The sequence below is a fragment of the Dactylosporangium darangshiense genome (assembly GCF_039537565.1).
In the GTDB taxonomy this organism is placed as follows: Bacteria; Actinomycetota; Actinomycetes; order Mycobacteriales; family Micromonosporaceae; genus Dactylosporangium; species Dactylosporangium darangshiense.
Genome location: NZ_BAABAT010000004.1, coordinates 448,104 through 459,793, shown reverse-complemented (window position 1 = coordinate 459,793; position 11,690 = coordinate 448,104). Strand labels below are relative to the sequence as shown.

Genomic DNA, 11,690 nt, shown 5'->3' with positions numbered 1-11,690 from the left:
ATTGACAGTCTTTGTGGTCCCGCCGCGTGAATGGCGGGGTTCACGCCGTCGATCTACCGTGGACAGTGCGGTTCGTGGGAAGATTCTCGTCACGCTACGGATCTCGGCTAGTTGCCCGCAGTGATCTTCGCGGGGGTTACCGACACTCAGAAGAGGACCGATGACTGGCGGACGATGGAGTAGCCAGACCCGATTTCTCGTCGTGTTCGTCGGGCTCGCCCTGGTCGCCCTGGGCGTGCTCACGACGGTGCAGTTCCGCAGCACCGCCGGCGCCGCCGCCCTCGTCGGGGCGGGCGTGCTGGTCGGGCTCGCGGGCCTGTCCGGCGGGACGATCGTGGTCCGCTCCGCCGACCGCGAGGAGCGCCTGGCCTCGGCCGGCCGCGCCCAGCAGGAGGGCGACGCCGAGGGCGCCTACGACCGCTTCGTCCAGCTGATCCGCGGCCACGCCCCGCAGGCGATCGCCTACCACGAGGGCGCCAACGCGGCGCTGTACGAGGCCGCCGGCCGCGAGGGCCAGAAGCTCCAGCCCGTCTTCGGGTCCTTCCTCGGCCCCATCGCCATGTCCGAGGCGCACATCATCGTCGACATCCGCGCCGGCACCGGCTTCTCGATCGCCCGCATGCAGGCCACCTTGCAGGCGCTGCTGGTCGGCCCCACCGCCGCGTTCCAGGCGGCCCTGGTCATCGTCAACGCCTCGCCGGACGACTCGATCCTCTCCTCGGTGCGCCAGCTGAGCACCTCCCTGGACCGCCCGGTCGCCGCGGTGGCCTGGCGCATCGGCGACCACTCCGACGCCATCTCGGAGGCCATCGTCGACCTGCGCCACGAGCTGCGCCGCCGCGACCACGAGTCCCTGATCGAGGTGCCGGCCTTCGACGAGCCCGACGACATCTTCGAGCCGGTGCGCATCCCGACCCGTTCCGCGCCGCCCCCGCCTCACATCCCTCAGCAGCAGTCGTCGCGCATGGACGACGACGACGTGTACCCGCACGTGACGTCCTCGAATGTGTACGGCGCCCCCGCGGCCGAGCCCGTCGAGGAGCCCGACCCGGTCGAGTGGCCCGTGCCGGAGCCACGCCGCCGCCCTTCGCCGACCCCACGCGTCTACGACGACTCCGCAACCTGGCAGCGCGCGACGGACCTGCACTGGCGCGGCCAGCTCCAGGAGGCCGAGGAGGCGTACCGCGAGATCGTCGACGCCCGCGCGCACGCCCTCGGCTGGGACCACCCCGACACGCTCACGGCCCGCGACCAGCACGCCACCGTCCTGCGCGACCTGGACCGCCTGGCCGAGGCCCTGGTCGAGTGCGACGAGGCCCTGACGGCGCGGGTGCGCATCCTCGGCGAGGACCACCCCGACACGCTGACCAGCCGCAGCCACCTGGCCACCATCTACCACCAGCTGGGCGACCTGACCCGCGCGGAGACCGAGCACCAGCGCGTCCTGGAGTCCCGCACCCGGGTCCTGGGCGCCAACCACCAGGAGACGCTGATCAGCCGCAGCAACCTGGCGAAGGTCTACCAGGACATGGGCGAGCTCGACCGCGCGATCGACGAGCACCGCACCGTGATGCGCGCCCGCGCCCGCCTGCTGGGCCCCGAGCACCGCGACACGTTGATGAGCCGCAGCCTGCTCGCGTCGGCCCTGCACCACGCGGGCCGCCTGCCGGACGCGGAGTCCGAGCACCGCGCGGTCCTCGGCAGCCGCCTGCGCCTGCTGGGCCCCGTGCACCTGGACACGGCCGTCTCCCGCCACCGCCTGGCCAGCGTCCTGCACGACCTGGGCCGCCTGGACGAGGCGATCACGGAGTACCGCGCGGCGCAGGCCGTCTACGCCGAGCTCCTCGGCGCCTCGAGCCCCTTCGCGCGGGCCGCGGCGTCGGACCTGGCCTTGGCGGAGCGCGCTCTGCGCGCCGCACAGGGCTCGCACCGCTACTGACCCCCCAGCCCCCGCGCAAGATCGCCGGCACCTACCGCACCTGGGCGCCCAGCTCGTTGGGGCGCGCTTCGACCGCGTCGAGCCGGGCCTCGTACTCGCGGTCCTTGGCCGAGAACAACCCCACCAACGCGACGGTGCGGATCTCGCCCATACCGCCCACGCTCGCAGCCCACCCGATCCGCCTCACGCGAGATTTCGACGCGTTCAGCGATGAGCCGCCGCGTGCAGCAGTTCGGCCGCAGCGCATCCCGGCTCCACGGAGCGCATCCGGCCGGCCGGAAGACGCCACCCGCCCACCACGTCGCGTCCCGCTGCCAGACGACCGCCGCGGCCACCGCTGCAGCAGAAGCCGTCCGCGCAGCCGTCGCTGGCCATCGCGCGACCCGGTCACCCGGTCACCCGGTCACCCGGGCCGCCGTCGCCGCGGCCGTCGAGCGTTCGCGGCAGCAACAACGACCATGAAGCGCCACCACCAGCATCCCGCGACGGCGAGCCGAGCCCGTCACCCGCGCGCTCGCGGGCGGACGCGCGAGCCCGGGTCAGGCGCTGCCGCAGATCCGACTGACTCTCGGCGAATCCGTTCACGAACGCCGCCCGCATCGGCGTCACGTGACCGGAAACGTCCCGCGCCGGCGCCTCCGATCTATTGGCTAACCGTACACCGGCCCACCTAACTGATCTTCCAAGCCATCACAGAGCGTCAGTATCAGTCACCATGAGTAAGAGCCCCGGGATTGGAAGCCCGGTGAGAGCCAGCGCGATCCGCTCAGCCGTCAGGCGGTCGACCCGAACGTGTTCGTGGCTGGGATCCACCGTCCCGAGACCGGACGCCTGCTCAACCCAGGCCGAATTCAGCCGGCCGTCCCAGACGATCGAAGGGCCGTCCCGCCGGTACAGCAAAGCCACCGGCCGGTTGCCGCCGCGCATCGGTCCGAACATGGCCTCGTAGTGGGCGTCGTCGGCAGAAGCAGGCGAGAGCGGCAACGCAGCGCCGGTGCCGCGGGTCTGCCACAAGGTCGGCGGGAGCGTCCGCCAGTCGAGGCCAAGCGCGCGAATCGTGAGCGGTCCGGGACGATCCAGCAGGCTCGCGGAGTACCGCAACGAAGCCGTCGACTCGGCGCCGGCCAACTGCAACGCCTCGATGGACGCGGTGATCGCGGCCCGGCATTCCACGGAGTCGGTCTGGTTGAAGAGCCAGGCGCCGGCGCCGCCGCCCGTCGGGCCCCAGCCGCGCGTCGACAGCACCGCCGGGTCGGGGCCGAATGCCTCCGCGACGGCGCCGTGGCGGCCCCACGTCAGCGAGACGAACTTCCAGTCGTCCGTGGCCAGCTCGATGATCAGCCCGCCCTCGTCGCGGCGCCGCGCGAGCTCGTCGACGAGAGCGTCGACCAGCAAAGGCCAGCCGGGATGCGATCGTCACGCTGCGAAGCGCGAGGAGGACGCGGCGGGCGGCGTACCTCGAGTTTGCAACCCGTGTAGTGCAGCGCCACCCGCACCTGGCAGGCGTCCAGGGACCACCGCGCCGTACGGTCATTCGGCCAACCGTCGTACGTGTGCTCCGGTTCCCGGTCGAGCACAGCGCTCACCAGGGCGGCCGTCCGAAGGAACGAGTCGTGCCGGAGCCACAGCGGCGCCAGCCCTTCCAGGTCCCACTGCGACGGCGTCCATTCATCCATGCCGATCGACACGCCCGTTACAGCGGGACCGGCGCTCACCAGCACCCGACGGAAGCCGTACGGCACGCCCGGCCTGATCATGCTGCGGCCGTCGGGCTGCCAGGAGAGCTCGGTCACCAGCAGGTCGGGCTCGAAGGGATCACGCCACGGCAGCGACAGCGCCTCGTCCAGCCAGGCGCGCGCGTCGTCGGCCGGCCGGACCTGCCATCGCCTGCCGTCAGTCACTCGTCCCCCATGGGCAGGTCTTGGCAGCGCGGACGTGGCAGGGAGGCGCGTCAGCGCCGACCGGTGTCTGGTGGGAACAACGGTCGTCAGTTGCACGGGCCCGAGCCATGAAGAAAAAACGGGGCGGCCGGATCCGCTCCGACCGCCCCGAGTGTGCGCTAGAAATCGCCGCCGAAGTCGCCGGCGTCGCCGAAGCCGGCGTCGCCCCAGTCGCCGCCATCGCCTCCGTCGCCGCCGTCGAAGTCGCCGGCCTCGTCGTAGCCCTGGTCGAAGCCCTGGTCATAACCGGAGTCCATGCCCTGGTCGAAGCCGGCGTTGTACGCGGAGTCGTAGCCGTGGTCGCCCCAGCCCGGGTCGAACAGCGCGTCGAAGACGAGCACCGAGCCGATGCCCCAGGCGCCGGCCACGAGGGCCGTCTTCCACCACGGCTCGGAGTACCAGCCGGAGGGGACGCCGCGGCCCGCGACCGCGCCGCCGGGGTAGTAGTACGGGGTCGCGTTGCCGGGCTGCGGGCTGGCGCGGTACGTGTGGCCCTGGACGGCGACCTCCCGCTCCTTGGTGATCGTGCCCGCCCGCGCGCCGGCCAGCGGCGGCAGGTCGGGGCCGGGGTCGAGGCCGAGGGCGGTGCGCGCCGCCCGGATGTAGGCGAGGCCCTCGAGCGAGCTCTCGCGCGCCAGGTCGTACTGCTTGACGCTCGTGGACCGCTCCAGCTGGCCGCCGGCGGCGTTGTACCGCTCGCTCGCGTCTACCAGAGCCTGCTTGACCGCCGGCTCGTCGCCGGAGAGGTTCATCAGCTGGCCGCCGAGGCGCTCATACCACCGGAGGGCCTCCTCCCGCGCATCGGCCAGCTGCTGCGCCTCGCGCTTCCTGCGCCCGAAGCCGAACACCGTCACCACTCCACCCAGGACGAGTAACCCATGCCTTCGAAGGTACCGGTTTCTGTCATACCCCTACGGCATGCTGAACACCGTGAATCTCGCCCTCCTGCTCATCGGACTCGTCATCGGTGCCGCGCTCGGCTGGTTCGTCGCCCGTTCGCGCTCCGCCGTGGACCTGGCCAAGCTCGAGGCCACCCTGCAGGCGACCCGCGACGGGGAGGCGCGCCTGGAGGCGTCGCTGCGCGGCCTGACCATGGAGGCGCGCGCCCAGACACAGGACGCCGTCGCCGACGCGGTGGCCCCGCTCAACGAGGCGCTGCTGCGCTACGAGCGCCGGGTGGCGGAGCTGGAGCGGGATCGCGTCGGGGCGTACGAGTCGCTGCGCGAGCAGGTCCGCGCCATGCACGAGGTCTCCGGCGAGCTGCGCACCGAAACGCACCGCCTGGTGTCGGCCCTGCGCGCGCCCACGGTCCGCGGCCGCTGGGGCGAGCACCAGCTGCGCCGCATCGTCGAGGCCGCCGGCCTGCTCGAGCACTGCGACTTCGACGAGCAGGTGACATCCGCCACGGACGCCGGCGTCGTGCGCCCCGACCTCGTCGTGCGGCTGCACGGCGGCCGCCAGGTGGTGGTCGACGCGAAGGCACCCTTGGAGGCGTACCTGTCGGCCCTGGAGTCCCCCGACGACCAGACCCGCACCACGCGCCTGACCCAGCACGCCCGCCAGCTGCGCGCCCACGTCGAGGGACTGTCCGCGAAGTCGTACTGGTCGGCGTTCGAGCCGTCCCCGGAGTTCGTCGTCCTGTTCGTCCCCGCCGACACCTTCCTCGACACCGCCCTCCAACACGACCCGTCTCTCCTCGAACACGCCTTCGCCCGCAACGTGATCCTGGCCACCCCGGCCACCCTGGTCGCCCTGCTGCGCACCATCGCCTACGCGTGGCGCCAGGACTCCCTGACCGCCAACGCACTGGCCGTCCACCAGACGGGCCGCGAGCTGTACGCCCGCCTGAGCACCATGGGCGAACACCTGTCCAAGGTCGGCACGTCGTTGTCGACGGCCGTGACGTCGTACAACCGCGCGATCGGCTCCCTGGAGTCCCGCGTCCTGGTCAGCGCCCGCAAGCTGGCCGAGCTCGGCGTCAGCGCCGACACGCTGCCCACCCCGCCCCAGGTCGAGGCCGCCCCACGCCAGCTCCAGGCCCCGGAGCTGGTCGACAACGAGTACGAGGCCTTGCTCGCCGCACTACGAGAGGAGCCGCCCCAGTAGCCAGCGCCACGCCGCCGAACGATCCACGCCCCGCCACCGCGCACGCCCCGCCGCCGCCCGCGCGCTGCCGCCGCCCCCGGCCTTCAGCAGCACGCGGCCTTCAGCAGCACGCGGCCTTCAGCAGCACGCGGCCTTCAGCAGCACGCGGCCGGCGACGTACGGGCGGCGCTCGAAGGCGCGCCCGTGCCGCGCCGGCCGCGATTGGGCATTGACCGACGTACGGTCTTTCAACAGCAGATTCATGGCTCGGGTCCGCGCAACTGACGACCGTTGTTCCCACCAGTCACCGCTGCGGGCCTGGCGGCCCTCCGCTGCCACGTCCGCCGTGCCAAGCCCAGCCCCAACGCCCGCCCGCCTCCAGGCCCACCGGCCGTCACCGCCCGCGTCCGCCCACACCGCCGCCCCCACACCGGCGGCGCCCAGCCATGCCACGGTCCCAGCCTCCTCGTGCACGCCAACGCCGCCGCCCGCGCTCGGCTGCGCCGCGCCAACCGCTCGCCGAGCGACGCCAAGAAGTGCCCGACCACGCGACGGCCCGCGCACATCCCAGCCTCGATCTGCGCACGCAGACGCCGACGCCGACGCGCCCCGCCGCCGACGCGCGTCGGCGCTGTCGCTTGGCTCGGCTGTGCCGCGCCAGCCGTTCGGCTAGTGAGGCTGAGAGCGCCTGGCCGTTGGTGGCTGGGCGGTTGGCGTTGGCCCGTCGGCATTGGGCCGAGGCCGTTGCGCACCTGCGGGGTGCGACAGCGCGCTACCGGAGTGCGCTCAGGGCATCGGGCAGCATTTTGTCTCCGCGATCATGCATTTTCGGCCTGTTACCAGCAGGTTTTCCACGTTGATGAGAAATCGGCCTTGAGTAGGCCGGAAAACGCATGATCGTGGAGAGAAAATGCCGGGGCGGAGGGGGCGGAGTGCCGAGGTTGCCGAGCGTTGCCGGGCGAAACAGGCAATTGTTGGGGCTCGAAGCGGGCCGCAGTCAGGCGAATTGCGCATTGCCCGCGAGCGAAGTGTGGAGCGCGGCGACGAGTAAAGCGGGACAGTGTGCCTTGGGTGCACGGGCGGCGGTGGGAGAGGCGGACCGGCAACGGGCGGAGGGGAGATGGGGCCAAAGGGGGCAATGCGGAGCGGGTGTCGGCGGGCGTACTCGGCAGTGTCGGGGACATGATCGAATCGCGGGCAACCAGCATCTAGCGTCGCCGGCATGTTTGGACTTGGCCGCGGGAGCGGTGGCGATGCGGTCACCGCGCGTGGGGAGATCGTGCACGTCGAATTCGGGCTGCAGAATGTCGATGGCTACGGGAATGCGCGGGCCTCGCGGTACACCGTGCGTGTTCGGGTGTTTCCCGATGACGGGGGGTCGTTCGAGGCCTCGATCAAGGTCAAGCTTCGCGGGACCGCGGGGCCGATGATCGGGGAAGAGACCTGGGTGCGGTACGAACCGGGGAAGCCGGGGCGGATCAACTTTGACCGGGAGCGGATCAAAGTTCGGGCCTACGACCGGGTGCAGGCGAACCCGGGGCTGCGCGTTGTTGTGGACACGCTGTATCGGCACGGGGATCCGCCGGTCAGCGTTATCGCTACTGCGCGATAACGCTGACCGGGGGGAACGAAGAAAAACTACGACAGGGTCTTGGCGACCTCGGCGGCGCGGGCCGCCGACTGGGCCTTCATGTCGCGCTTGAGCTCCTGCGGGAGGGAGAAGACGAGCTTCTCCTGGGCCGTGGTGATCTCGGCCACGTCGGTGAAGTCGCGGGCCGCCAGGTAGTCCAGGACCTCCATGACCAGCTCGTCGGGGACCGAGGCGCCCGACGTGACGCCGACCGTGGTGGCGTCGGCGAGCCACTCGTCCTGGATCTCGGTGGCGTAGTCGATCAGGTAGCCGGCGCGGGCGCCGGCGTCTACCGCCACCTCGCGCAGGCGCTGCGAGTTGGACGAGTTCTGGGAGCCGACGACCAGGACGATGTCGCAGTTGGGGGCCATGGCCTTCACGGCGTCCTGGCGGTTCGACGTGGCGTAGCAAATGTCGTCGCTCGGGGGCGACATCAGCAGCGGCAGGCGCTGCTTCAGGCGGGAGACGGTCTCCAGGGTCTCGTCGACCGACAGGGTGGTCTGCGACAGCCAGACCACCTTGCTCGGGTCGCGGACCGTGACCTTGTCCACGCCGTCGGGGCCGTCGACCAGCTGGATGTGCGCCGGCGCCTCGCCAGTGGTGCCGATGACCTCCTCGTGGCCCTCGTGGCCGATGAGCAGGATGTCGTAGTCGTCGGCGGCGAAGCGGCGGGCCTCCTGGTGGACCTTCGTGACCAGCGGGCAGGTGGCGTCGATCGCGCGCAGGTTGCGGCCCTTCGCCTGGTCGTGGACCTCGGGTGCGACGCCGTGTGCGGAGAAGACGACGATCGCGCCCTCGGGGACCTCGTCGTTCTCCTCGACGAAGATCGCGCCCTTGGCCTGCAGGGTGCTGACGACGTGCTTGTTGTGCACGATCTCCTTGCGGACGTAGATCGGAGCGCCGTACAGCTTCAGCGCCTCCTCCACAGTCTGGACCGCACGGTCCACACCGGCGCAGTAGCCGCGGGGCTTGGCGAGCAGGACGCGCTTCGAAGCAGTCACACCGCCATCGTACGTGCCCACGCCGAGCCCTCCCCTGGCCGCGCGCGGCGGCGGAACGGGATCAGCGCCGCCAGCGTCGCCAGGGCCGCACACACGCTCACCACCGCGGCCAGGGTCGACCACGGCATGACCAGCGCCACAGGCGCGCCGATCTCGTCCTGCAGGCCCGCGCGGGACTCGAACAGCGCCGGCACGGCGACGGCCAGGCCGAGCAGGGTGCCGACGAGCACGCAGAGCAGCGCCTCGCTCACCACGACCCGCGCCGCCTGGGCCGCGGTCGCGCCGGCGCGGTGCAGGGTGGCGAACTCGGGGCGGCGCGCGTACGTGGCCATGAGCAGGGTGTTGGCGACCGCCAGCGCGGTGTACCCGACGGAGATGCCCAGCAGGACGGCCAGGAACAGGTCGATGAGGTCGCCCTCCTCCGCCGCCGTGCGCTCCACGTAGGCGCGGGCGGTCATCCGCTCGGCACCGGCAGCAGGGGCGAAGTCGCCGGCCAGGTACACGACGTCGGTCAGCGCCGCCGGATCGTGTGCGCGCACCAGATCGCGCGGTAGCTGTACCGAATCCTCCGGCACTTTTGCCGAAACGGAAGCCACCGTGACGCTGTGCACCGAGCCGTCCACGAAGCGCAATGAGATCGCCTGACCCGCCGTCCAGCCAAGGTTCGGGGCGGCCACCAGGCCGTCGACCGCCGAGCCGACGGCGTCCAGCGGGCGGCCCGAGTCGAGGTACACCGTGCTGACCAGCTCCGAGCGGCCCGGCTGGGCGCGCACCGCGGCCTCGGACAGGCCGGGCACCGCCGTGGACGCCACGGCGACGGCGGACTCGGGGATCTTCGCGGTGTCCTCGATGCCGACCGCGACGTCGGCAGTCTGGAACGTGCCGACGAGCAGCACCGCGAACCCGACCGCGGCCAGCACGGGTGCGGCCGTCGACGCCGTGCGGCGGGCGGCCACCCGCGCGCCCTCGCGCACAAGCAGGCCGGTCGCGCCCCGGCGGGCCGGCCAGGTGACGAGCCTGACGATCGGCACCACGAACACGGGGGCGAGCAGGGCGGCGGCGACCAGCAGTACCATCGCGGAACCCAGCACGATCGTCGGCTTCTGCTCCGCCGTCGAGCCGGGCAGCAGCAGGGCCAGGCCGCCGCCCAGCGCCAGGCCGGCCAGGCCGGTGATCCAGCGCGACAGCGTCATCGGGCGCGGCTCGGCGGCGGCGACCCGCAGCGCGTCCAGGGCCGGCACCCGCGAGGCGCGGCGGGCCGAGAGCCACACGCCCAGCGCGCCGACGACCAGCCCGGCGCCGATCGCGGCGAGCGGCGCCCACCAGGTGAAGCCCACCCGGAAGCCGGTCGGCTCCAGCCCCACGGCCACGAACGGGCCGGCCAGCAGCGGCGCCAGCGCGGCGCCGAGCAGCGAGCCCGGGACCCCGGCGCCGATCGCGACGAGCACGACCTCGGCGAGCAGCATCCGCCGGACCTGGCCGGGCGTGGCGCCGACGGCGCGCAGCAGGCCGAGCTCGCGGCGGCGCTGCGCGGCGGCGAACGCGCAGGTCGAGGCGACGACGAACACGGCGACGAACCCGCCGACGAGCACCGTGGCGATGATCAGCTGGGCGCCGATCCAGCGGGTGCCGCGGTCGCCCTCGGGCTCGGCGGCGGCGCGCTCGTCGCCGGTGAGCGCGGTGCCGAGGCCGCCGAGGACGTCGGGCAGCCGCGCGGCGACGTCGGCCGGGCGGGCGCCGGGGTCCAGCCGCAGGCCGATGAACCGCACGCCGCCGGCCAGCGAGCGCGCGGTGGCGTCGTCGACGTAGAAACCGGGGCGCTCGATCGTGCCGGAGACGGTCCACGTCGCCGGGCCGGCCGCCGTCAGCACCGGCAGCGCCGCGCCGACGGGCATGCCCAGTGCCGCGTCCACCACGACTTCGCCAGGGTTCTGGGGTGCCGTTCCGTTTTTCATGGTGTACCCCATGAGCCCGGCCGACGCCCACCCCCGTCCACTGTGGATGGAGTCGCGCCGGTCCCCGACCGGCCGGCCGTCGACGACCCGTTGCACGTAGAACGGGCGGTCGGCAACGGCGGCGGCCACGCCGGGCACGGCCGCGAGCCGCGTCACAAGACCGTCGGTCTCGCCGGCCGACCAGGGCCGGTACGTCGGGAAGCCGCCGCCGGGCGGGTCGTATCGGGGCGCGGCGACGACGACCCCGGCCGCGGAAAGCTCCGCCGGGACGCGCGGACGCGCCGCCGCCCACAGCGACAGGCTGCCGGACAGCACCGCCACGCCCAGCAGCAGGGCCACGAAAGTGCCGGCGAAGGAGGCCCAGCGGTACCGCAGCATCGCGAGGCTCATCGCGTCTCCACCTGGGCCATGCGCGCCGCGATCTGCTCGGCGCCCCGGGGCTCGCGCAGCTCGTCGAGGATGGCGCCGTCGGCGAGGAACAGCACCCGGTCGGCGTGCGCGGCGGCGAGCGGGTCGTGCGTGACCATGACGACCGTCTGCGCGTGCCGGTCGACGGCGGCGCGCAGCAGCCGCAGCACCTCGCGCGACGCGGTGTTGTCCAGCGCGCCGGTCGGCTCGTCGGCAAAGAGCACGGCGGGCGCGGTGACCAACGCGCGGGCGATCGCCACCCGCTGCTGCTGACCGCCGGACAGCTCGCCCGGCCGGTGCCGCGCCCGGTCGGCGAGCCCGACCTCGGCGAGCACCGCGCGGACCTGCCCGGGTGCGGCGCGCCGGCCGGCCAGGCGCAGCGGCAGCTCGACGTTCTGCTCGGCGCTCAGCGCCGCGACGAGGTTGAAGGACTGGAACACGAACCCGACGCGCTCGCGGCGCAGCCGGGTCAGCGCCCGCTCCGACAGGGGCGTGAGGTCCACTCCGTCGATGAGCACACGGCCGCCGTCGACCCGGTCGAGCCCGGCCGCGCAGTGCAGCAGGGTCGACTTGCCCGAGCCGGACGGGCCCATCACGGCGGTGAAGCTGGCCGGTGAGAAGCGGACCGAAACCTCGTCGAGCGCGGTCACCGCGTGCTCGCCCGCCCCGTAGCGGCGGGTCACGGACCACAGCTCGACGGCCTGGTGTGTCTGCAGCGTCGTCGTCACGCAA

10 protein-coding genes are annotated in these 11,690 nt (G+C 72.8%); 3 read left to right on the top strand and 7 right to left on the bottom strand.

Annotation, left to right across the window (positions count from 1 at the left end; all coding sequences use genetic code 11):
• The first annotated feature begins 160 nt into the window (after positions 1-160).
• Complete coding sequence (locus tag ABD901_RS11990; RefSeq protein ID WP_345124461.1) at positions 161-1,939, top strand: tetratricopeptide repeat protein; 1,779 nt, start codon at positions 161-163, stop codon at positions 1,937-1,939.
• Between the two features lie 690 nt (positions 1,940-2,629).
• On the opposite strand, the gene ABD901_RS11985 is transcribed toward ABD901_RS11990, so the two are convergent.
• From ABD901_RS11985 to ABD901_RS11975, 3 genes are all read right to left on the bottom strand, one after another.
• Complete coding sequence (locus ABD901_RS11985) at positions 2,630-3,334, bottom strand: hypothetical protein (protein WP_345124459.1); 705 nt, start codon at positions 3,332-3,334, stop codon at positions 2,630-2,632.
• Positions 3,277-3,936: a hypothetical protein gene (locus ABD901_RS11980; protein ID WP_345124457.1), complete on the bottom strand. Its 660-nt coding sequence runs from the start codon at positions 3,934-3,936 to the stop codon at positions 3,277-3,279. Before ABD901_RS11980 ends, ABD901_RS11985 begins: the two co-directional genes overlap by 58 nt.
• A gap of 62 nt (positions 3,937-3,998) precedes the next feature.
• On the bottom strand, positions 3,999-4,733 hold the full coding sequence (locus ABD901_RS11975) for a hypothetical protein (protein ID WP_345124455.1): 735 nt from the start codon (positions 4,731-4,733) through the stop codon (positions 3,999-4,001).
• Positions 4,734-4,797: 64 nt separating this feature from the next.
• Between ABD901_RS11975 and ABD901_RS11970 the strand changes: the two genes are divergently transcribed.
• Complete coding sequence (locus tag ABD901_RS11970) at positions 4,798-5,985, top strand: DNA recombination protein RmuC (protein WP_345124452.1); 1,188 nt, start codon at positions 4,798-4,800, stop codon at positions 5,983-5,985.
• A 117-nt stretch (positions 5,986-6,102) separates the two neighbouring features.
• Here ABD901_RS11970 and ABD901_RS11965 read toward each other — a convergent pair whose 3' ends face one another.
• Positions 6,103-6,228, bottom strand: a complete 126-nt coding sequence (locus ABD901_RS11965; protein ID WP_345124450.1) for a hypothetical protein — start codon at positions 6,226-6,228, stop codon at positions 6,103-6,105.
• Between the two features lie 958 nt (positions 6,229-7,186).
• Between ABD901_RS11965 and ABD901_RS11960 the strand changes: the two genes are divergently transcribed.
• Positions 7,187-7,576, top strand: a complete 390-nt coding sequence (locus ABD901_RS11960) for a hypothetical protein (RefSeq protein WP_345124447.1) — start codon at positions 7,187-7,189, stop codon at positions 7,574-7,576.
• A 26-nt stretch (positions 7,577-7,602) separates the two neighbouring features.
• On the opposite strand, the gene ABD901_RS11955 is transcribed toward ABD901_RS11960, so the two are convergent.
• Genes ABD901_RS11955 through ABD901_RS11945 form a run of 3 tightly spaced genes read right to left on the bottom strand, consistent with a single transcriptional unit; the run spans position 7,603 to position 11,686 of the window.
• Positions 7,603-8,616 carry a 4-hydroxy-3-methylbut-2-enyl diphosphate reductase gene (locus tag ABD901_RS11955; RefSeq protein ID WP_345124446.1) on the bottom strand — a complete coding sequence of 338 codons (1,014 nt, stop codon included), beginning with the start codon at positions 8,614-8,616 and terminating at the stop codon, positions 7,603-7,605.
• Positions 8,592-10,940 (bottom strand): FtsX-like permease family protein, encoded by a 2,349-nt coding sequence (locus tag ABD901_RS11950; protein ID WP_345124443.1) that lies wholly within the window; start codon positions 10,938-10,940, stop codon positions 8,592-8,594. Before ABD901_RS11950 ends, ABD901_RS11955 begins: the two co-directional genes overlap by 25 nt.
• Positions 10,937-11,686: an ABC transporter ATP-binding protein gene (locus tag ABD901_RS11945; protein WP_345124442.1), complete on the bottom strand. Its 750-nt coding sequence runs from the start codon at positions 11,684-11,686 to the stop codon at positions 10,937-10,939. Before ABD901_RS11945 ends, ABD901_RS11950 begins: the two co-directional genes overlap by 4 nt.
• Between the last annotated feature and the right edge of the window lie 4 nt (positions 11,687-11,690).

What these genes read in the sequence shown, in the direction of transcription:
- ABD901_RS11965 (WP_345124450.1), bottom strand. Translation starts at nt 6,228, where the DNA reads ATGAATCTGCTGTTGAAAGACCGTACGTCGGTCAATGCCCAATCGCGG.
- ABD901_RS11990 (WP_345124461.1), top strand. Translation starts at nt 161, where the DNA reads ATGACTGGCGGACGATGGAGTAGCCAGACCCGATTTCTCGTCGTGTTC.
- ABD901_RS11950 (WP_345124443.1), bottom strand. Translation starts at nt 10,940, where the DNA reads ATGAGCCTCGCGATGCTGCGGTACCGCTGGGCCTCCTTCGCCGGCACT.
- ABD901_RS11960 (WP_345124447.1), top strand. Translation starts at nt 7,187, where the DNA reads ATGTTTGGACTTGGCCGCGGGAGCGGTGGCGATGCGGTCACCGCGCGT.
- ABD901_RS11970 (WP_345124452.1), top strand. Translation starts at nt 4,798, where the DNA reads ATGCTGAACACCGTGAATCTCGCCCTCCTGCTCATCGGACTCGTCATC.